This window comes from Pseudomonas sp. NBRC 111132 (assembly GCF_001320565.1).
Taxonomy (GTDB): Bacteria; Pseudomonadota; Gammaproteobacteria; order Pseudomonadales; family Pseudomonadaceae; genus Aquipseudomonas; species Aquipseudomonas putida_P.
This window is the reverse complement of record NZ_BCBI01000070.1, coordinates 1-20,781: the sequence shown is the minus strand read 5'-3', so window position 1 is coordinate 20,781 and position 20,781 is coordinate 1. Positions and strand designations below refer to the sequence as shown.

Annotated in this window: 17 protein-coding genes; 4 read left to right on the top strand and 13 right to left on the bottom strand. The window is 63.6% G+C overall.

Going from position 1 to position 20,781, the window contains the following annotated elements:
• Positions 1 to 135: 135 nt before the first annotated feature.
• The 10 genes from APH35_RS24650 to ccoN (APH35_RS24605) all read right to left on the bottom strand — a co-directional run bounded on the left by APH35_RS24650 (position 136) and on the right by ccoN (APH35_RS24605) (position 9,125).
• Positions 136 to 663, bottom strand: coding sequence for a FixH family protein (locus APH35_RS24650; protein WP_012273411.1), 528 nt, complete (start codon positions 661 to 663; stop codon positions 136 to 138).
• 15 nt (positions 664 to 678) lie between these two features.
• Positions 679 to 2,094 (bottom strand): cytochrome c oxidase accessory protein CcoG, encoded by a 1,416-nt coding sequence (ccoG, locus tag APH35_RS24645; RefSeq protein WP_041166552.1) that lies wholly within the window; start codon positions 2,092 to 2,094, stop codon positions 679 to 681.
• Between the two features lie 257 nt (positions 2,095 to 2,351).
• Positions 2,352 to 3,329, bottom strand: a complete 978-nt coding sequence (ccoP, locus tag APH35_RS24640; protein WP_012273409.1) for a cytochrome-c oxidase, cbb3-type subunit III — start codon at positions 3,327 to 3,329, stop codon at positions 2,352 to 2,354.
• The gene (locus tag APH35_RS24635; protein WP_012273408.1) at positions 3,326 to 3,523 is read right to left on the bottom strand and encodes a CcoQ/FixQ family Cbb3-type cytochrome c oxidase assembly chaperone; all 198 of its coding nucleotides are present in this window, start codon (positions 3,521 to 3,523) and stop codon (positions 3,326 to 3,328) included. The genes ccoP (APH35_RS24640) and APH35_RS24635 overlap by 4 nt, the downstream gene beginning before the upstream one ends.
• A gap of 5 nt (positions 3,524 to 3,528) precedes the next feature.
• On the bottom strand, positions 3,529 to 4,137 hold the full coding sequence (gene ccoO, locus APH35_RS24630) for a cytochrome-c oxidase, cbb3-type subunit II (protein ID WP_003254286.1): 609 nt from the start codon (positions 4,135 to 4,137) through the stop codon (positions 3,529 to 3,531).
• Complete coding sequence (ccoN, locus tag APH35_RS24625) at positions 4,137 to 5,579, bottom strand: cytochrome-c oxidase, cbb3-type subunit I (protein WP_012273407.1); 1,443 nt, start codon at positions 5,577 to 5,579, stop codon at positions 4,137 to 4,139. The genes ccoO (APH35_RS24630) and ccoN (APH35_RS24625) overlap by 1 nt, the downstream gene beginning before the upstream one ends.
• Positions 5,580 to 5,940: 361 nt before the next feature.
• Positions 5,941 to 6,882, bottom strand: a complete 942-nt coding sequence (gene ccoP, locus APH35_RS24620) for a cytochrome-c oxidase, cbb3-type subunit III (protein ID WP_060515674.1) — start codon at positions 6,880 to 6,882, stop codon at positions 5,941 to 5,943.
• Positions 6,879 to 7,073 carry a cbb3-type cytochrome oxidase subunit 3 gene (locus tag APH35_RS24615; RefSeq protein WP_012273405.1) on the bottom strand — a complete coding sequence of 65 codons (195 nt, stop codon included), beginning with the start codon at positions 7,071 to 7,073 and terminating at the stop codon, positions 6,879 to 6,881. The genes ccoP (APH35_RS24620) and APH35_RS24615 overlap by 4 nt, the downstream gene beginning before the upstream one ends.
• Before the next feature lie 5 nt (positions 7,074 to 7,078).
• Positions 7,079 to 7,687 carry a cytochrome-c oxidase, cbb3-type subunit II gene (gene ccoO, locus APH35_RS24610; protein ID WP_012273404.1) on the bottom strand — a complete coding sequence of 203 codons (609 nt, stop codon included), beginning with the start codon at positions 7,685 to 7,687 and terminating at the stop codon, positions 7,079 to 7,081.
• Positions 7,688 to 7,700: 13 nt separating this feature from the next.
• Positions 7,701 to 9,125, bottom strand: a complete 1,425-nt coding sequence (gene ccoN / locus APH35_RS24605; RefSeq protein ID WP_012273403.1) for a cytochrome-c oxidase, cbb3-type subunit I — start codon at positions 9,123 to 9,125, stop codon at positions 7,701 to 7,703.
• A gap of 50 nt (positions 9,126 to 9,175) precedes the next feature.
• Here ccoN (APH35_RS24605) and APH35_RS24600 point away from each other — a divergent pair, with 50 nt between their 5' ends.
• Positions 9,176 to 9,871 (top strand): alpha/beta family hydrolase, encoded by a 696-nt coding sequence (locus APH35_RS24600; protein WP_060515677.1) that lies wholly within the window; start codon positions 9,176 to 9,178, stop codon positions 9,869 to 9,871.
• A 142-nt stretch (positions 9,872 to 10,013) separates the two neighbouring features.
• Here the strand turns inward: APH35_RS24600 and ppnP are convergent, their stop codons facing one another.
• Positions 10,014 to 10,298: a pyrimidine/purine nucleoside phosphorylase gene (gene ppnP, locus APH35_RS24595; protein WP_012273401.1), complete on the bottom strand. Its 285-nt coding sequence runs from the start codon at positions 10,296 to 10,298 to the stop codon at positions 10,014 to 10,016.
• A gap of 73 nt (positions 10,299 to 10,371) precedes the next feature.
• Complete coding sequence (locus APH35_RS24590) at positions 10,372 to 10,923, bottom strand: exonuclease domain-containing protein (RefSeq protein ID WP_012273400.1); 552 nt, start codon at positions 10,921 to 10,923, stop codon at positions 10,372 to 10,374.
• A gap of 171 nt (positions 10,924 to 11,094) precedes the next feature.
• Between APH35_RS24590 and APH35_RS24585 the strand changes: the two genes are divergently transcribed.
• Together APH35_RS24585 and APH35_RS24580 are read left to right on the top strand one after the other, a co-directional pair.
• Positions 11,095 to 11,895 (top strand): substrate-binding periplasmic protein, encoded by an 801-nt coding sequence (locus APH35_RS24585; RefSeq protein WP_012273399.1) that lies wholly within the window; start codon positions 11,095 to 11,097, stop codon positions 11,893 to 11,895.
• A 63-nt stretch (positions 11,896 to 11,958) separates the two neighbouring features.
• Entirely contained in the window at positions 11,959 to 12,972 is a 1,014-nt protein-coding gene (locus tag APH35_RS24580; protein ID WP_060494012.1) for a GNAT family N-acetyltransferase, read from the top strand.
• 53 nt (positions 12,973 to 13,025) lie between these two features.
• Here the strand turns inward: APH35_RS24580 and APH35_RS24575 are convergent, their stop codons facing one another.
• Positions 13,026 to 13,556, bottom strand: coding sequence for an RNA polymerase factor sigma-70 (locus tag APH35_RS24575; RefSeq protein WP_012273397.1), 531 nt, complete (start codon positions 13,554 to 13,556; stop codon positions 13,026 to 13,028).
• A 305-nt stretch (positions 13,557 to 13,861) separates the two neighbouring features.
• Between APH35_RS24575 and APH35_RS24570 the strand changes: the two genes are divergently transcribed.
• On the top strand, positions 13,862 to 20,781 hold a 6,920-nt coding region (locus APH35_RS24570; RefSeq protein WP_156341241.1), incomplete at its 3' end, for a non-ribosomal peptide synthase/polyketide synthase.

The following is a 20,781-nucleotide window of genomic DNA, read 5'->3' as shown; positions in this document are numbered from 1 at the left end:
GCGCTCCCCTGTAGGAGCGGCCTTGTGTCGCGAAAGGGTCGCGAAGCGGCCCCACGATTTCAGCTTCGTCGCATAGATTGCCGGGGCTGCTGCGCAGCCCTTTCGGACCGGTCCGACGCTTCGGCAAGGCCGCTCCTACAGGTGCTCGGCGCCTTGGATGGCTTCATCACCCAGTTGCAATGTAACCCCGTGTTCGACTTTTTCCTCTTCGAACAAGCGCCACACCTGGCCACCTTCACTCCCCAGCAGCTCGACGAAGCGGCGCCCGTCGACCTTGTCTTCCAGTTGCCCTACATAGCGCCCCGCTTCGACCCGGCTCAGCAGCACCTTGCGGTCTTTCTCCGGCTGGGTGGGCGAAATCAGGTTCAACTCCAGGCTTTGCGGGCCACTGTTGCCGCTCAGGCGCAGGTCCACTTCGCCAGTCAGCTCGTCCAGGTGCACGCTGGCCTTCAGTCCCAGTTGCTGCGCAAGCAGCTCGCGGTCCAGTGAACGGTTGATGCCCTTGCCGGCCTCGTAGTAGTTGTCGTTCACCAGGTTGTCCGGATTGCGTACGGCGATGCTGACCATGGTCAGGCTCAGGCACACCGAGGTGGTGAGGATGCCGATGATGATCCAGGGCCAGAGGTGCTTGTACCAGGGGCTGGCGGCGGTGGCGGCAGGCATTGTGCGTTATCTCTCTTAGCGGATCTGTGGGCCGATGAAGCGGCTCTTGGCTTCAACCTGGGCGTCGCTGTCGTCGGCGCTCTTGAGGATGAAGGTGATTTCGTTGGTGGTCGAGGGCAGCTTCTCGGGGGCGATCGACAGCTGCACCGGCAGGCTGACGATATCACCAGCGGCCACGCGGATTTCGCGCTGGCCTTCGAGCTTGAGGTCCGGCAGGCCGGCAGCGTCCAGTACGTAGACGTGGTCGCGCTGGTCCTTGTTCATCACCTTCAGGCTGTACACGTTCTCGATCCGGCCCTGGGCGTTTTCGCGGTACAGTACGCGGTCTTTGCTGACGTCGAAACCAACCAGCGAACGGGTGGCGAAGGCGGTGGCCAGGCCGATGATCATCACCAGCAGCACCACGGCATAACCAATCAGGCGCGGGCGCAACATGTGAGTCTTCTGCCCGGACAAGTTGTGTTCGGTGGTATAGCTGATCAGCCCTTTGGGGTAATTCATCTTCTCCATGATGCTGTCGCAGGCGTCGATGCACGCGGCGCAGCCGATGCACTCGATCTGCAGGCCATCACGGATGTCGATGCCGGTGGGGCAGACTTGTACGCACATGGTGCAATCGATGCAGTCGCCCAGGCCTTGGGCCTTGTAGTCGGCGTCTTTTTTACGCGGCCCACGGGTTTCACCACGGCGCGGGTCGTAGGACACGATCAGCGTGTCCTTGTCGAACATCACGCTCTGGAAGCGTGCGTAGGGGCACATGTACACGCACACCTGCTCGCGTAGCCAGCCGGCATTGCCGTAGGTGGCAAGGGTGAAGAAACCGACCCAGAAATACGCCCAGCCATCGGCCTGGCCAGTGAAGAACTCGATCACCAGTTCACGGATGGGCGAGAAGTAGCCGACGAAGGTCATGCCGGTGACGAAACCGATCAGCAGCCAAAGGCTGTGCTTGGCGAACTTGCGCAGGAACTTGTTGCCGCTCATGGGGGCTTTGTCGAGCTTCATGCGCTGGTTGCGGTCGCCCTCGGTGACCTTTTCGCACCACATGAAAATCCACGTCCACACGCTTTGCGGGCAGGTGTAGCCGCACCAGACGCGGCCTGCGTACACGGTGACGAAGAACAGGCCGAAGGCGGCGACGATCAGGATGCCTGACAGCAGGATGAAGTCCTGCGGCCAGATAGTGGCGCCGAAGATGTAGAACTTGCGTTCGGGCAGGTTCCACCACACGGCCTGGTGGCCGCCCCAGTTCAGCCACACGGTGCCGAAGTACAGCAGAAACAGTGCAGCACCGCCGACCATGCGCAGGCGACGGAACAAACCGGTAAAGGCGCGGGTGTAGATTTTTTCGCGGGAGGCGTAAAGGTCGACGGAATCCTTCCCTTTGTTGGCAGGCGGGGTTACATCATGTACCGGAATTTGCTTGCTCATCATCAAGTCCCACGGCAGTGGAGAAATGCCGCGGCCAGTGCGTGCCGGCCGCAGTCTCGCGCAATCTGCTAGCGCTCTGCGGTCCATGATACGCCGCTGTTGGCAGTATGGGGCCGCACTGCGACCTTTAGTCGCGTTGGGTTCGTGGTATGAATCGTGTTATGGCGGGTGTCAATTGATCCAGGTCATCAGCCTGCAAGAAATGCGTGGCTGTACCGGCCTCTTCGCGGCTTCAGCCGCGAAGAGGCCGAGCCTGCTTACTCAGCCTTGGCCGGTTCGGCCTGGTGCGACAGGCTGTAAACATAAGCCGCCAGCAAGTGCACCTTGTCATTACCCTGCAGTTGCTCCTGGGCCGGCATCTGCCCTTGGCGACCATAACGAATGGTTTGCTGCAGCTGTGCAAAGCTCGAACCGTAGATGAACGCTTGCGGGTGGGTCAGGTTCGGCGCGCCCATGGCGGGTGTACCTTTGCCTTCCGGCCCGTGGCAGGCCACGCAGTTGGCGGCGAAGATCTTTTGCCCGTTCTCGGCATCGGCCTTGGCGCCTTCCGGCAGCGTGCGCCCATCCAGCTTGCTGACCACGAACGCCGCCACGTCAGCCACACCCTGGTCGCCGATCACCTCGGCCCAGGCTGGCATCACGCCATGGCGGCCGCCCATGATGGTGGTTTTGATGGTGTCTGGCTCGCCACCCCAGCGCCAGTCGTTATCGGTCAGGTTGGGGAAGCCGAAGGCACCCTTGGCGTCGGAACCGTGGCACACCGAGCAGTTCGAGGCGAACAAGCGCGCGCCCATTTTCAGGGCCTGCGGGTCCTTGGCCACGTCCTCGATGGGCATGGCGGCGAACTTGGCGAAGATCGGCCCGAAACGGGCGTCGGCCTTGGCCATTTCCTTTTCCCACTCGTGCACGCCGGTCCAGCCTGGCTGGCCATTGGAAAACTCGGTCTGCTTGTCGTTATCCAGGTACGAGTAACCCGGCAGAATGCCTTTCCAGTTGCCCAGGCCTGGGTACAGCACCAGATAGCCGAGGGCGAAGACGATGGTGCCGACGAACAGCCAGAACCACCATTTGGGTAGCGGGTTGTCGTACTCCTCGATGCCATCGAAGGCATGCCCGACGGTTTCGTCGGTAACCTCTTCGCGCTGGCCCTTGCGGGTCGACAGCAGCAGCCAGGTCAACGAGAAGATGGTGCCCAGGGTCAGGACGGTAACGTACAGACTCCAGAAGGTTGTCATTGTTGTTTGCTCCCAGAAGCTTTTGCGTGCTCTTGCTCGACGTGGCGGCAGGCCTCGGGGTCATCCGCGAAGGGCAGTTGGGTCGCTTCGTCGAAGTCCTTTTTACGCCGTGGGTTGAATACCCACAGCGCCAGGCCCACGAAGGCCACCATCACCACGACGGTGCCCAGGCCGCGAATCATCCCGATATCCATCAGCGTCACCGTTTGCTCTTGATGATGGTGCCAAGACCCTGCAGGTACGCGACGATGGCGTCCATTTCGGTCTTGCCCTTGACCGCGTCACGCGCGCCGGCAATGTCGGCGTCGGTGTACGGGGTGCCGAGTGTGCGCAGCACTTCCATCTTTTTCGCGGTGTCCTTGCCGTCGAGCTTGTTCTCGACCAGCCACGGGTAGGACGGCATCTTCGATTCCGGTACCACGTTGCGCGGGTTGTACAGGTGCGCACGGTGCCAGTCATCGGAGTAGCGGCCACCGACACGGGCCAGGTCCGGCCCGGTACGCTTGGAGCCCCACAGGAACGGGTGGTCCCACACGCTCTCGCCAGCCACCGAGTAGTGGCCGTAGCGCTCGGTTTCGGCGCGGAACGGGCGGATCATCTGCGAGTGGCAGCCCACGCAGCCTTCGCGGATGTAGATATCGCGGCCTTCCAGCTCCAACGCAGTGCGTGGCTTCATGCCCTCGACCGGCTTGTTGGTGACGTCCTGGAAAAACAGCGGGACGATCTGGGTCAGGCCACCGACGCTCACGGCGATGACCATGAAGAAGGCCAGCAGGCCTATGTTCTTCTCGACGGCTTCATGCTTCATCAGTGCGCTCCCACAACGACGATCTTGGCGGCTTCCTCAGCCTGTGCCGGGTTGGCGGCACGTACGGTACGGAACACGTTGTAGGCCATCAGCAGCATGCCGCTGGCGAAGAACGCACCGCCCAGGGCGCGGACGATATAGCCAGGGTGGCTGGCCTGCAGGGCTTCGACGAAGGAGTAGGTGAGGGTGCCGTCATCGTTGATGGCGCGCCACATCAGGCCTTGGGTAATGCCGTTGACCCACATCGAGGCGATGTACAGCACGGTGCCGATGGTGGCCAGCCAGAAGTGCGCGTTGATCAAGCCGACGCTGTGCATCTGCTCGCGGCCGTAGAGTTTCGGGATCATGTGGTACACGGCGCCGATCGAGATCATTGCCACCCAGCCGAGGGCGCCGGCGTGGACGTGGCCGATGGTCCAGTCGGTGTAGTGCGACAGCGAGTTCACGGTCTTGATGGCCATCATCGGGCCTTCGAAGGTGGACATGCCGTAGAACGCCAGCGAAACCACCAGGAAGCGCAGGATCGGGTCGGTGCGCAGTTTGTGCCAGGCACCGGACAGGGTCATCATGCCGTTGATCATGCCACCCCAGCTTGGCGCCAGCAGGATGATCGACATCACCATGCCCAGCGACTGCGCCCAGTCAGGCAGGGCGGTGTAGTGCAGGTGGTGGGGGCCTGCCCAGATGTACAGGGTGATCAGCGCCCAGAAGTGCACGATCGACAGGCGATACGAGTAGATCGGCCGCTCGGCCTGCTTGGGCACGAAGTAGTACATCATCCCCAGGAAGCCAGTGGTGAGGAAGAAGCCCACGGCGTTGTGGCCGTACCACCACTGGATCATTGCGTCGGTGGCGCCGGCGTAGGCCGAGTACGACTTGAACAGGCTCACCGGCAGCGAGATGTGGTTGACGATGTGCAGCATCGCGGTGACCACGATGAAGGCGCCGTAGAACCAGTTGCCGACGTAGATGTGCTTGGTCTTGCGCTTGACGATGGTGCCGAAGAACACCAACCCGTAGGTTACCCAGACGATGGCCAGCAGGATCGCCAGCGGCCATTCGAGCTCGGCGTATTCCTTGGTGGTGGTGTAGCCCATCGGCAGGGTGATCAGCGCGCCGACAATCACTGCCTGCCAACCCCAGAAGGTGAAGGCGGCCATGCTGTCGGAGATCAGCCGGGTCTGGCAGGTGCGCTGCACCACGTAGTAGCTGGTGCCGAACAGCGCACAGCCCCCGAAGGCGAAGATCACCAGGTTGGTGTGCAGCGGGCGCAGGCGGCCGAAGCTGGTCCAGGGCAGGTCCAGGTTCAGTTGCGGCCATACCAGCTGCGAGGCGATGAAGACGCCGAGGCCCATGCCAAGGATCCCCCAGACCACCGTCATGATGGCGAACTGGCGGACGACCTTATAGTTATAAGCAGTCGGACTGATTGCTGTGCTCATTCTAAGGTTCCACGGTTTTGATGTTCTTGTTGGTCGAAAAATCGGCGCCAGTATTGATAACCAGCAAGGTTACCGCAACGCAACTTTGGTACGCCGACCCGTGTCCGAGCCCGTTCACTGATGTCCCGCAGCGATCGGGTCCGGACGATTGTACACAAATAAATATTTGTAATGTGTACCGTTTTTCACCTTTTTCTGATCGATCGGTCAAGCTTTTTATCGGGACGGCGACAGGCTATGCGCCGCGTCTGCTTCGGTCCTTTCGGCGCGAAGCCCACTGAGGCAACAAGCTTAGTTGTGTTCGGAGGGGGTGCAAGGGAGGGGGTGGAGCGGAAAGGGGCCGCAAAGCGGCCCCAGGGTATTACTTGGCAGTCACGGTTTCAGCAGCATCATCCTGCGACAGGCTATACACATACGCCGCCAGCAGGTGCACCTTGTCGTTGCCCTGGATCTCGGCCTGCGCCGGCATCTGCCCTTGGCGACCATAACGAACGGTCTGCTGCAGCTGGGCAAAGCTCGAGCCGTAGATGAACGCCTGCGGGTGGGTCAGGTCGGGTGCGCCCATGGCTGGGGTGCCCTTGCCTTCCGGCCCGTGGCAGGCCACGCAGTTGCTGGCAAAGATTTCCTTGCCCTTGGCCGCGTCGGCCTTGACCCCTTCTGGCAGGGTGCGGCCATCCAGGTTGGTCAGCACGAACGCGGCCACATCGGCCACGCCTTGCTCGCCGATCACTTCAGCCCAGGCCGGCATCACGCCGTGGCGGCCGTTCATGATCGAAGCCTTGATGGTTTCCGGCTCGCCGCCCCAGCGCCAGTCCTTGTCGGTGAGGTTGGGGAAGCCGTAGGCACCCTTGGCGTCCGAGCCGTGGCACACCGAGCAGTTGGAGGCAAACAGGCGGCTGCCCATTTTCAGCGCCTGCGGGTCCTTGGCCACTTCTTGCACGGGCATGGCGGCGTACTTGGCGAAGATGGGGCCGAACTTGGCATCAGCCTTGTCCATTTCCTTTTGCCATTCGTTGACGCCGGTCCAGCCATTTTCATAGCCAGGCAGGATGCCTTTCCAATTGCCCAGGCCGGGGTAGAGGATCAGGTAACCGACCGAGAACACCAAGGTGCCGACGAACAACCAGAACCACCACTTGGGCAGCGGGTTGTCGTACTCCTCGATACCGTCGAAGCTGTGGCCCATGGTTTGGTCGGTGGTGTTTTTGCTCTCGCCCTTGCGGGTGGCGAGCAGCAGCCAGGTCAGGCCAATCAGGCTACCGATGGTCAGTACGCTGATGTACGTACTCCAGAAGGTGGTCATTGCCCGTTACTCCTTTTTGCAGCAGGTTCCTGTCCGGCAGGGGGCAGGTGGTCGTCGACGAAGGGCAGCAGGCGCGCTTCGGCGAAATCACGGTCGCGGCGGCGGTTGAACACCCACAGGGAGAGGCCGATGAAGGCGATCATCACCACCAGGGTACCCAGGCCGCGGATCATGCCGATGTCCATATGCATCGCACTCACCTCTTGTTCTTGATCGCGGTGCCGAGCACCTGCAGGTAGGCGACCAGCGCGTCCATCTCGGTCTTGCCCTTGACTGCGTCACGGGCGCCGGCGATGTCGGCGTCGGTGTACGGCACGCCCAGGGTGCGCAAGGTGCGCATCTTGACGTCGGTGTGGCTGTTGTCGACCTGCTGGGCGACCAGCCACGGGTACGACGGCATCTTCGACTCCGGCACTACGTTGCGCGGGTTGTACAGGTGCGCACGGTGCCAATCGTCCGAGTAGCGGCCGCCGACCCGGGCCAGGTCCGGCCCGGTGCGCTTGGAACCCCACAGGAACGGGTGGTCCCACACGCTCTCGCCGGCCACCGAGTAGTGGCCGTAGCGCTCGGTTTCGGCGCGGAACGGGCGGATCATCTGCGAATGGCAACCCACGCAGCCTTCGCGGATGTAGATGTCGCGGCCTTCCAGCTGCAGTGCGGTGTAGGGCTTCATGCCTTCCACCGGCTTGTTGGTGACGTCCTGGAAGAACAGCGGGACGATCTGGGTCAGGCCGCCGATACTGACGGCGAACACCATCAGCAGGGCCATCAGGCCGACGTTTTTCTCGATGACTTCATGTTTCATCAGGCGTTTCTCCTCAAGCCAACTGGGCGTTCGCAGGGGCGACGTCAAGCGCTGGCGAACGCACGGTGCGCCAGGTGTTCCAGGCCATCAGGAACATGCCGCTGAGGAAGATCGCACCGCCGACGAAGCGCACGACGAAGCCTGGGTGGCTGGCTACCAGGGTTTCCACGAACGAGTAGGTGAGCGTGCCGTCGCTGTTGACCGCGCGCCACATCAGGCCCTGGGCGATGCCGTTGACCCACATCGAGGCGATGTACAGCACGGTGCCGATGGTGGCCAGCCAGAAGTGCGCGTTGATCAGGCCGAGGCTGTACATGCGCTCTTTGCCAAACACTTTCGGGATGGTGTGGTACAGCGCACCGATCGAGATCATGGCGACCCAGCCGAGGGCGCCAGCGTGCACGTGGCCGATGGTCCAGTCGGTGTAATGGGACAGGGCGTTGACCGTCTTGATGGCCATCATCGGGCCTTCGAAGGTGGACATGCCGTAGAACGCCAGCGAAACCACCAGGAAGCGCAGGATCGGGTCGCTGCGCAGTTTGTGCCAGGCGCCCGACAGGGTCATCATGCCGTTGATCATGCCGCCCCAGCTCGGTGCCAGCAGGATCAGCGACATCACCATGCCCAGAGACTGTGCCCAGTCGGGGAGGGCGGTGTAGTGCAGGTGGTGCGGGCCTGCCCAGATGTACAGGGTGATCAGTGCCCAGAAGTGCACGATCGACAGGCGATAGGAATACACCGGGCGTTCGGCCTGTTTGGGCACGTAGTAGTACATCATCCCCAGGAAGCCTGCGGTCAGGAAGAAGCCCACCGCATTGTGGCCGTACCACCACTGCACCATGGCGTCGGTGGCGCCGGCGTAGACCGAGTACGACTTGGTCAGGCTGACGGGCAGTTCCAGGTTGTTGACGATGTGCAGCAGCGCCACGGTGAGGATGAAGGCGCCGAAGAACCAGTTACCTACGTAGATGTGCTTGGTGTTGCGCTTCATCAGCGTGCCGAAGAACACGATGGCGTAGCCCACCCAGACGATGGTGATCAGGATATCGATCGGCCATTCCAGTTCGGCGTATTCCTTGGAGCTGGTGTAGCCCAGCGGCAGGCTGATGGCCGCTAGCACAATCACCAGTTGCCAGCCCCAGAAGGTGAACGCGGCCAAGCCCGGTGCGAACAGGGTGGTCTGGCAGGTGCGTTGCACCGAATAATAGGAGGTGGCAAACAGCGCACAGCCGCCGAACGCGAAGATCACCGCATTGGTATGCAGGGGGCGCAGGCGGCCGAAGCTGGTCCAGGGGAGGTCGAAGTTGAGGGAAGGCCAGGCGAGCTGGGCGGCGATGAAGACGCCGAGCCCCATCCCGACGATTCCCCACACCACCGTCATGATGGCGAATTGGCGGACCACCTTGTAGTTATAGGCGGTACTGCTGGTTGTGTTCATGTATGGGTTCCCATCCACGGTTATTTGGCAGGCTTTACAGCGAGGCAAGCATGATTAATGGGCAAAGTGCCGGTATTGACGGGGATCAATGGGCGAAGGTCGCAAATGTCCCAGGCTTGCGCTGCGATCCTCCGCGCGTTCAGGGTAAAGACGGCTACAAGGGCTGCCTGATCCTGGCCCATGGCGCGGGCGCGCCGATGGACAGCGGGTTCATGGACGACATGGCGCAAAGGCTTGCGGCACTTGGGGTTGCGGTAGTGCGCTTCGAGTTCCCGTACATGGCCGAGCGCAGGGTTACCGGCGGCAAGCGGCCGCCCAACCCACAGAAGGTGTTGCTGGAATGCTGGTGCGAGGTGTACCGGCAGGTGCGACCTTTGGTCGCGGGCAAGCTGGCCGTGGGCGGCAAGTCCATGGGTGGGCGCATGGCGAGCCTGTTGGCCGACGAGTTGGGCACGGACGCGCTGGTGTGCCTGGGCTATCCGTTCTACGCGGTGGGTAAACCCGAAAAGCCACGGGTGGAGCATTTGGCAGCGTTGAAGACCCCGACCTTGATCGTGCAGGGCGAGCGGGATGCGCTGGGTAACCGCGAGGCGGTGGCGGGGTATGCGTTGTCGCCGGCGATCGAGGTGAGCTGGCTAACGGCGGGGGACCATGACTTGAAGCCGTTGAAGGCCTCGGGGTTCAGCCATGAGCAGCATTTGCAGGCGGCGGCGCAGCGAGTGGCCAGTTTCTTGGCAGGCATATGACGTGTAGGAGCGGCCTTGTGTCGCGAAAGGGCTGCGAAGCGGCCCCAGGTTTTCAGCTTCGCAGCGTAAATTGCCGGGGCCGCTGTGCGGCCCTATCGCGACACAAGGCCGCTCCTACAACGAGCGTGCCAATAGCGAACAGTTAGTCGCGGTACTCGCACAGGTAGGCGGTATCGACTTTCACCTTCAGCTGGAACTTGCTGTCGGCGGCAACATTGAACTTGTCGCCCGCGTTGAAGGTTTCCCAGTTGTCGCTACCCGGCAGTTTCACGGTCAGCGCGCCCGATACCACGTGCATGATCTCGCGCTTGGCAGTGCCGAACTCGTATTCGCCCGGGGCCATGACGCCGACAGTGGCGGGGCCTTCTTCGCCCGCGAATGCGATCGACTTGACGGTGCCGTTGAAGTACTCGTTGACCTGGAACATGGGCGACTCCTGAAGAGGGGGATGAAAAAGGGCTGGCCAGTATGCCCAAGCCCACAGGCCTCGTCATCTGCTTTCAGGGGCTGTTGGCGGGTAGGGTCAACGGTAGTAGCCGCGCCGTGTTGCGCGCATCTTCCAGGGCCCGGTGCTGCTGCCCGCAAAAGTGCATGCCGGCCAGTTGCAGGGCGCCGTTCAGGCCGGTTGGGCGCTGCAAGTGGCGGGCCTTGGCAAAGCGTTGCTTGAGGTTGATGTGCGGCAATGTGCGCAGCAGGCTGTCGAGCCCATGCTGTTGCCATTCCTGGTGCAACTGCTGGCGGTCGTAGTCGCCCCAGCTGACCCAGGCCTGAAGCTGCCCACGGTGGTGTCCGAGCCATCGCTCGACGTTTGCCCATACCTCGCGAAACGGCGCGGCACTGTCCACGTCTGCCTGGCTGATGTGGGTCAGCTCACGGCAGAAAGGGGTCAGTTGCGGCCGCCGCCGTGGCCTGACGAAACGCTGAAAATGGTCGACCTCGCGGCCTTCGCGGGTGACCAGGCTTGCACCGATTTCAATGATTTCCATCTCTGTGACCGGCCAACCACCTTCATCGGTGGTGGCTTCCAGGTCGATCACCAACCAATGGCCCATACCAGGCTCCCTTGCAGATCCTGCTAGAGCGTAGCCAAACTCAAGGCATCCGGCACCCTATGGCATTTTGCCGCCTGCTTTGGCACAAAGAGCGGGCGCCAGCAGTTGTGCCGCACCCGGAAAACGCCTAGCTTAAGCGGACCCAGGCATGAACCGTGATGAGTGTCCGTCTTGACTCCAGCGCCCGGCCTAAAGGCCTTGTCCACCCTGATCCAGCTGGCCGTGTTCGGGTTGGCGGCACCAGCATGGGCTGCCGATGCTGTCGAGGTGAAGATTGGCGCGGCGCATTTCCCGCCCTACACGGTGCGCCCCGAACAGGGGGCCGACACCGGCCTGCTGCCACAGCTGGTCGACGCGCTCAACCGCTTGCAGCAGGGTTATCACTTTGTCCTGGTGCCCACGTCCATCCAGCGGCGGTTTGGTGACTTCCAGCAAGGCCGCACCGACATGGCGATTTTCGAAAACCCGCAATGGGGCTGGGAGCAGATTGCCCACCAAACCGTGGACATGGGCTTGGAGGACGCCGAAGTGTTCGTCGCCCGCCAGGCCAATGGCAGCGACCCGCATTACTTCGATGACCTGCGCGGCAAACGCCTGGCACTGTTCAATGGCTACCACTACGCCTTCGCCAGCTTCAACCCCGACCCGGACTACCTGCGCAAGACGTACAACGCGACCCTGACCTATTCCCACGACAGCAACCTGCTGATGGTGCAGGCGGGCCGCGCCGATATCGCCCTGGTCACGCGCTCCTACCTCAGCGATTTCCTCGCGCGCAACCCAGCGAGCAAGGCGCAGTTGGTGCCTTCGCAACGCATTGACCAGGTTTATCACCACTACGCCTTGCTGCGCCCGGGAGCGCCTATTGGCGAGCAATCGTTCGCCGGCCTGCTGCGTGACCTGCGTAACAGCGGTGAACTGGCGCGGATCTTCGAGCCCTACCGCATCACGGTCACGGCCCCCAGCGACTAAATTCACGCAACGCGGCAACGTTCTCAGCAGTGAGCCTTTTCTTCATTTTCGTGAGTCAAGCCCATGCCGTTCGATGCCGCTTCGCAGCCCCAGTCACCGCCACGTTGGCGCAGTCTCAGTGCCGAGGAGGGTGACCGCTGGCTGAGCCTCACCCTTGAAGGCCGCCCGCTGATCCAAGTGCACCTCGAGGCGGGCGCCACCCTGCACGTCCACCTTGATCGGCTGTGCCCCGAGCGCCCGTATCAAGCCTTGTGGGCGGCCTGCTATTGGTTGCTGTCCCGCGACACGGCCTGCCAGCGCCTGGTCTGGCATTTGCCCGAGGTGCAGCCCCAGGCGCTGGCCAGTGGCTTGTTGTTGCTGGCTGAGCAGCCCGGCCAGTACCTGTGCGAGCGGGCGCTGTTCTGGCAGTTGCCACAGCCTTGGCTGGGTGAGTCGGTGGCGGCGGTGTACCCGCAGCAGATGCAGATCAGCAATGGCAAGCGCCACCCGCGCCGCGCACCTAAGCCCCGTGGCGAGGTATACCGGCGCTTCGATGCACGCCTGGGTAGCTGGGTGTCGCTGCGCACGCTGGAGATCGAACACGACCTGGAACGCTTCAACCGCTGGCAGAACAACCCGCGTGTGGAGGCGTTCTGGCAGGAAGGTGGCACCCTTGCACAACATCATGAGTACCTGAGCAAGCTCGAAGCCGACCCGCATACCCTGACGCTGATTGGCTGCTTCGATGATGAGCCGTTTGCCTACTTCGAGGCGTACTGGGCAAAGGAAGACCGCATTGCACCGTTTTACCCGGTCGATGACTACGACCGTGGTATCCATATGCTGGTGGGGGAAGAGAGCCATCGAGGGCCGCACAAGGTGGCCAGCTGGCTATCGGCGCTGGTGCACTACCTGTTCCTGGATGACCCGCGCACCCAGCGGGTGGTAGCCGAGCCGCGCGCAGACAACGGCAAGATGATCGGCTACATGCACGACCAGTGCTTCCATTGCGACAAGGCGTTCGACTTCCCGCACAAGCGGGCGGCGCTGATGATTCTGGGGCGGGAGCGGTTTTTCGATCGTTGCAAGCTGGCTTGATACCGAGATGGACTCTTCGCGGGCATGCCCGCGAAGAAGAAAACCCTGTTTGATCAGGCCTGCCGATTGGCGGTCTTGCGGCAGTGCACCAGCGCATCGCGGATCATGAAGTTGACCAGTGTCGGCGACACGCCCAGCTCCTTGGCAATGTCTTTCTGCGGCACGCCATGCAGGCGATACATCTCGAACGCATAGCGGGTACGCTGCGGCAGTTCGTTCAGCGCCTCGGCAATGTCGTCCAGCGCGGCAAGGTTGATGTGGGTTGCTTCGGGCGAGGCGTTCTGGATGACCACATTCAGGCCTTCCTCCTCGGTGCCGGAGTACTTCAGCTCCATCGCCTGCTTGCGGTAATGGTCAATGGCCAGGTTGCGCACGATCTGGAACAAGTAGCTCAGCTGCGCCTTGAAAGACGATGTGATCTGCGGGGCGGCGCTGAGCCGAAAGAAGGCGTCCTGCACCACATCTTCGGCACGCGAGCGGCAGCCGGTGATGCGTGCGGCGATCTTGACCAGGATGCTGCGGTTGTCGACGAAGGCCTGCAGTAATGGTGAATCGCACTTACTTGTGGATAGTTGTTCCGCCATGGAAATCACCTTGTCACAGAGGGGAAAGGAAGCACCCAAAAGTAGGAAGCTTCCTACGACGTGCGACAAACTATTCAGAATGATAATGATTGTCAAATACGAAACGTAATTAGTATCTGTATCTTTCAGTTCTAAGGCCGCCGTGTGAAATCGTTCACCCCGGCCCCTTCTGCCACCGCACAATCCTCGCTAATTTCTGCCCCCGCCCATCCGTTCCCCTGTGTACATCCTCGGTCGCCATTCGCTGCCCGCCCACGTTCGCGGAGCAGCCGGCACGCCCCAACAGACACTGGCAGGAACACCCCATGACGGACGCCTTCGAACTCCCGCTCTCGCTGGTCCAGGCCCTGGCGCAACGCGCCGCGCAAACCCCGGACAAGATTGCCCTGCGCTTTCTGGCCGACGCCCCCGGCGAGCAGGCCGTGCTCAGCTACCGGGACCTCGACCAGCGTGCGCGCACCATCGCCGCCGCCTTGCAGGCCCGTGCCGGTTTCGGCGACCGTGCAGTGCTGCTGTTCCCCAGTGGCCCGGACTACGTGGCGGCGTTCTTTGGCTGCCTGTATGCGGGCGTCATCGCGGTACCGGCCTACCCGCCGGAATCGGCACGCCAGCACCATCAGGAGCGCCTGTTGTCGATCATCGACGACGCCGAACCGCGCCTGCTGCTGACCGTGGCGGCCTTGCATGACAGCCTGCAAGGCCTGGAGGCACTGGCAGCAGACAACGCGCCCGAGCTGCTGGCTGTGGACGGCCTGGACCCGGTGCTGGCCGCGAGCTGGCAGGCGCCCGCGCTGAAGGGGGATGACATTGCCTTCCTGCAGTACACCTCCGGCTCCACCGCGTTGCCCAAGGGCGTGCAGGTCAGCCATGGCAACCTGGTGGCCAACGAGCAGCTGATCCGTTGTGGCTTCGGCATCGACCTCAACCCCGACGATGTGATCGTCAGCTGGTTGCCGCTGTACCACGACATGGGCCTGATTGGCGGCCTGTTGCAGCCAATTTTCAGTGGTGTGCCCTGCGTGCTGATGTCGCCAGGTTACTTCCTGGCCCGGCCGCTGCGTTGGTTGCAAGCCATCAGCGAGTATGGCGGCACCATTAGCGGCGGCCCGGATTTCGCCTACCGCCTGTGCAGCGAGCGGGTCAGCGAGGCCTCGCTCAGCGGGCTCGACCTGAGCCGCTGGCGCGTGGCCTATTCCGGCTCCGAGCCGATCCGCCAGGACAGCCTGGCGACCTTCGCCGACAAGTTCCAGGCCTGCGGCTTCGACCCGCAGAGCTTCTTCGCCAGCTATGGCCTGGCCGAAGCCACCCTGTTCGTCAGTGGCAGCCGCCGTGGCCAGGGCATTGCAGCACTGGAGCTGGATGCCGACGCCTTCGCTGTCAACCGCGCCGAGCCGGGCACAGGCAGCGTACTGATGAGCTGCGGCTACCCGCAGCCAGGGCACGCCGTACGCATCGTCGAGCCGCAGCAGTTGCAGGTGCTGGGCGACAACCAGGTTGGCGAAGTCTGGGCCGGTGGCCCGAGCATTGCCCTGGGCTACTGGCGCAACCCTGAGGCCAGCGCCCGTACGTTCGTCGAAATGGACGGCCAGACCTGGCTGCGTACCGGCGACCTGGGCTTCATGCGTGAGGGCGAGGTGTTCGTGACTGGGCGCCTGAAAGACATGCTGATCGTGCGTGGGCAGAACCTGTACCCACAGGACCTGGAAAAAACCCTCGAGCGCGAAGTCGAAGTGCTGCGCAAAGGCCGCGTGGCCGTGTTCGCTGTCGAGCACCAGGGCGAGGAGGGCATCGGCGTGGCGGTGGAGATCAGCCGCAATGTGCAAAAGGCAATCAAGCCCCAGGACCTGATCAAGACCCTGCGCCAGGTCATCGCTGACGCCTGCCGCCAGGCCCCGGCCGTGGTCCTGCTGCTGAACCCCGGTGCGCTGCCGAAGACCTCCAGCGGCAAGTTGCAGCGCTCGGCCTGCCGCCTGCGCATGGACGATGGCAGCCTGGACTGCTATGCCCGTTTCCCTGAAGCGAGCGAAGCCATTGCCAGTGAAGCTGCCGGTGATGAACTGCAAGCACGCATCGCTGCGGTGTGGCGTGACATCCTCAAGGTAGAGGCGGTGGCAGCAGATGATCACTTCCTGCTGCTGGGTGGCAACTCCATTGCCGCTACCCAGGCCACTGCGCGCCTGGCCGATGAGCTGGGTATCAACCTGAACCTGCGGGTTTTGTTCGAGGCGCCGGTACTGGCCGACTACAGCAAAGCCGTCGGCGCAATCATCGTCGAAGGCGGTGCCCACCCCGCAGCCATCGCCACCTTGGCGCGTGCCCAGGCGTTGCCCCAGTCGCTGGCGCAAAACCGCTTGTGGCTGATGTGGCAGCTGGAACCACAATCGGCGGCCTACAACATCCCGGCCGGCCTGCATCTGCGTGGCGAGCTGGACGTAGTGGCGCTGGAAGCGGCCTTCGAGGCACTGGTGGCGCGCCACGAATCGCTGCGTACCGTGTTCAGTGAGGAAAACGGTCAGGCGCTTCAGCGCATCAGGCCGCAGCAGCCGTTCAGCCTGCAGCGCCTGGATCTTGAAGGGCACTCGACCGAACAGGTTGTAGCGCAGCGAGAAGCCGAGGCCCGTCAGCCGTTCGACCTGACCCAGGGGCCACTGCTGCGAGTAACCCTGGTACGCCTGGGCGACGAAGACCATCAGCTGTGGGTGACCCTGCACCACATCGTTGCCGACGGCTGGTCGCTGAACATCCTGCTCGACGAATTCGCCAAGCTGTACGCCGCTCGCTGCCAAGGCCTGGAGGCCAACCTGGCGCCGCTGACACTGGGTTACGCCGACTATGGCACCTGGCAGCGCCAATGGCTGGCCGACGGTGAAGCCGAACGCCAACTGCAACACTGGAAGGCGCAGCTGGGCGATGAGTTGCCGGTGCTCGACCTGTGCACCGACCACCCCCGCGCCAGCCAGCGCCAGCACAGCGCTGCGCGCTTCAACCTCAAGGTGCCCGCCAAGCTCGGCGACGCGCTCAAGGGTTTGGCCCGTGAGCAGCAAGCCAGCCTGTTCATGGTCCTGCTGGCCGGTTGGCAGGCGCTGCTGCAGCGCTACAGCGGCCAGGCCGATATTCGCGTCGGGGTGCCCAACGCCAACCGTCCGCGCCTGGAAACCCAAGGCATGGTCGGCTTCTTCATCAACACCCAGGTGCTGCGCGCACAGTTCGAGGGTCGCCAGTCGTTCACCCAGTTGCTGGCCCAGGTACGCCAGGCCACTTTGCAAGCCCAGGCTAACCAGGACCTGCCGTTCGAACAGCTGGTCGAAGCCCTGCCCGAGGCGCGTGAACAGGGCCTGTTCCAGGTCATGTTCAACCACCAGCAACGCGACCTGTCAGCGCTGCGCCGCCTGCCGGGGCTGCTGGCCGAAGAGCTGCCGTGGCATAGCCGCGAAGCCAAGTTCGACTTGCAGCTGCACAGTGAAGAAGACCACCAGGGCCGCTTGAGCCTGGCCTTCGACTATGCCGCCGAGCTGTTCGAAGCGAGTACCGTCAAGCGCCTGGCCCAGCACCTGCTGGCGCTGCTGGAGCAAGTGTGCAGTGCGCCGCAACGGGCGTTGGGCGAGGTGCAGTTGCTCGATGAGCCAGCCCGTGCACAGCTGCTGGGTTGGGGCCAGGCTGCTGCCGCCGCACCGCAGCACCTGCTGGTCGAGCAACTCAATGAACAGGCACGCCTGACCCCGCAGCGCACCGCCCTGGTGTGGGAAGGCGGCAGCCTGGACTACGCCGAGCTGCACCAGCAAGCCAACCGGCTGGCCCACTACCTGCGTGACAAAGGCGTCGGCCCCGACACCTGCGTGGCCATTGCCATCGAGCGCTCGCCGCAGTTGCTGGTCGGCCTGCTGGCCATTCTCAAGGCTGGCGGCGCCTACGTGCCGCTGGATGTCGATTACCCGGCCGAACGCCTGGCCTACATGCTGGCCGACTGCAACGCCGGCCTGTTGCTGAGCCACAGCAGCCTGCTGGGCAAGCTGCCGCAGGTCGCCGGTGTCAGCGCCATTGCCCTCGACCAGTTGCACCTGGACAGCTGGCCCAGCCAGGCCCCCGGCCTGCACCTGCACGGCGACAACCTGGCCTACGTGATCTACACCTCCGGCTCCACTGGCCAGCCCAAGGGCGTGGGTAATACCCACGCGGCGCTGGCCGAGCGCTTGCAGTGGATGCAGGCTACCTACGCGCTGAACGACAGCGACGTGCTGATGCAGAAAGCGCCGATCAGCTTCGATGTGTCGGTGTGGGAGTGCTTCTGGCCATTGATCACCGGCTGCAAGCTGGTGCTTGCCGGGCCGGGCGAACATCGCGACCCGCAGCGCATTGCCGCACTGGTACAGGCCCAAGGTGTGACCACACTGCACTTCGTGCCGCCGCTGTTGCAGGTGTTCATCCAGGAGTCGCAGGCGGGCGCCTGCAGCAGCCTGCGCCGGTTGTTCTCGGGTGGCGAAGCGCTGTCCGCCGCTCTGCGTGACCGCGTGCTGCAAGTGCTGCCGCAGGTGCAACTGCACAACCGCTATGGCCCGACCGAAACTGCCATCAACGTCACCCATTGGCACTGCCAGGCGGCGGACGGCGAGCGCTCGCCGATTGGCCGCCCGCTGGGCAACGTGCTATGCCGCGTACTTGACGACGAGCTTGAACTGACTGCGCCAGGCGTGCCGGGCGAGCTGTACCTCGGCGGTGCGGGCCTGGCCCGTGGCTACCTGGGGCGCCCGGGCCTTACCGCCGAGCGCTTCGTGCCCCAGGCCGACGGCAATGGTCAGCGGCTGTACCGCAGCGGCGACCGCGCCCGCTGGCAGGTGCAGCTAGAGGCGCTGGAATACCTCGGTCGCCTTGACCAGCAGGTAAAGGTGCGTGGCTTCCGTGTGGAGCCCGAAGAGGTTCAGGCCTGCCTGCTGGCGCAAGCGGGAGTCGAACAGGCGCTGGTGCTGATTCACAAGGACGCTATTGGCGCGCAACTGGTCGGTTATTACAGTGGCAGCGCCCAGCCTGCCGACTTGCTGGCCGTGCTGGCTGAGCAACTGCCAGCCTACATGGTGCCGGCGCAACTCATCGCGCTGGCGCAGATGCCGTTGGGCCCCAGCGGCAAGGTCGAGCGCAAGGCACTGCCGGCCCCGGTCTGGCAGCAGCGCGAACACGTCGAGCCACAAACCGAGCTGCAGCAACAGGTCGCGGCCATTTGGTGCGAGGTGCTGAATGTGCCGCGCATCGGCCTGCAGGACGACTTCTTCGCCCTCGGCGGCCACTCGTTGCTGGCCACCCAGATCGTTTCGCGCACGCGCCAGGCCTGCGATGTCGAACTGCCGCTCAAGGCCCTGTTCGACGCCAGCGAGCTGGGCACCTTCTGTGCCGAGATCGCGCGCATTCGCGCCGCCGGTGAACGCAACCTGCAAGGCGACATCGCCCGTGTCGACCGCCGCCAGGCGGTACCGCTGTCGTACTCGCAGCAGCGCATGTGGTTCCTCTGGCAAATGGAGCCGGACAGCCCGGCCTATAACGTAGGCGGCATGGCTCGCTTGCGCGGCACGCTGCATGTGGACGCCTTCGAGCGGGCGCTGCAGGCGTTGATCGTGCGCCACGAAACCCTGCGCACCACCTTCCCCAGCATCGATGGTGTGCCGTACCAATGCGTGGCCGAAGACAGTGGCCTGCACCTCGACTGGCAAGACTTCAGCGCCTTGTCAGCCGATGCCCGCCAGCAACGCTTGCAACAACTGGCCGACGATCAGGCGCACCAGCCGTTCGACCTGGAGCGCGGTCCGCTGCTGCGCGCCTGCCTGGTAAAAGCCGAGGAACGCGAGCATTACTTCGTGCTGACCCTGCACCACATCGTCACCGAAGGCTGGGCCATGGACATCTTCGCCCGCGAGCTGGGCGAGCTGTACGAGGCCTTCGTCGATGACCGTGAGTCGCCACTGGCGCCGTTGCCTGTGCAATACCTGGACTACAGCGTCTGGCAACGGCATTGGCTGGAGAGCGGCGAGGGCGCCCGCCAACTGGCCTACTGGAAGGATCGCCTGGGCGACGAGCACCCGGTGCTGGCGTTGCCCGCTGACCGCCAGCGCCCGGCCGTGCAGAGCCACCGTGGCGAGTTGTATCGCTTTGAGCTCGACCCGGCGTTGGTCGCCCGTGTGCATGCCTTCAACAGCCAGCGCGGCCTGACCCTGTTCATGACCATGACCGCCACCCTGGCCGCCTTGCTGCACCGCTACAGCGGCCAGCGTGACCTGCGCATCGGCGCACCGGTGGCCAACCGCATCCGCCCGGAAAGCGAAGGCCTGATCGGCGCCTTCCTCAACACTCAGGTGCTGCGCTGCGAGCTGGACGGGCAGATGACCGCCAGCGAGCTGCTGGAGCAGATGCGCCAGGCCGCCATCGAAGGCCAGTCGCACCAGGACCTGCCGTTCGACCAGTTGGTCGAGGCCCTGCAGCCGCCGCGCAGCAGCGCCTACAACCCGCTGTTCCAGGTGATGTGCAACGTGCAGCGCTGGGCCTTCCAGCAAAGCCGCACGCTGGCCGGCATGCAGGTCGACTACCTGGTCAACGATGCCAGTGCCACCAAGTTCGACCTGTACCTGGAGGTGACCGACCTCGACGGCCGCCTGGGCTGCTGCCTGACCTACTGCCGTGACCTGTTCGACGAGCCGCGCATTGCGCGTATGGCCGAGCACTGGCAGCAACTGTTGGTTGGCCTGCTCGACAACCCGCAACAGCGCCTGTGCGAGCTGCCGATGCTGAGCAGCGCCGAGCAGCAGGTGCTGGTCGGCCAGTTGCAGGGCGAGCACGATTTTGAGCTCGATCAGACCCTGCATGGCCTGTTCGCCGCCCAGGCGGTGCGCACGCCGCAAGCAGGTGCCTTGACTTTCGCTGGCCAGCACATGACCTATGCCGAACTCGACCAGCAGGCCAACCGCCTGGCCCGCGCCCTGCGCGAGCGCGGCGTCGGCCCGCAGGTGCGTGTAGGGCTGGCGCTGGAGCGTTCGCTGGAAATGGTCGTCGGCCTCCTGGCCATTCTCAAGGCCGGCGGCGCTTACGTGCCGCTCGACCCCGAGTACCCGCTCGACCGCCTGCGCTACATGATCGAAGACAGCCGCATTGGTTTGCTGATCAGCCAGCGTGAGCTGCTGAAAACCTTGGGTGAGTTGCCGCAAGGCGTCGCCCGCTGGAGCCTGGAAGACGATGCTGCCAGCCT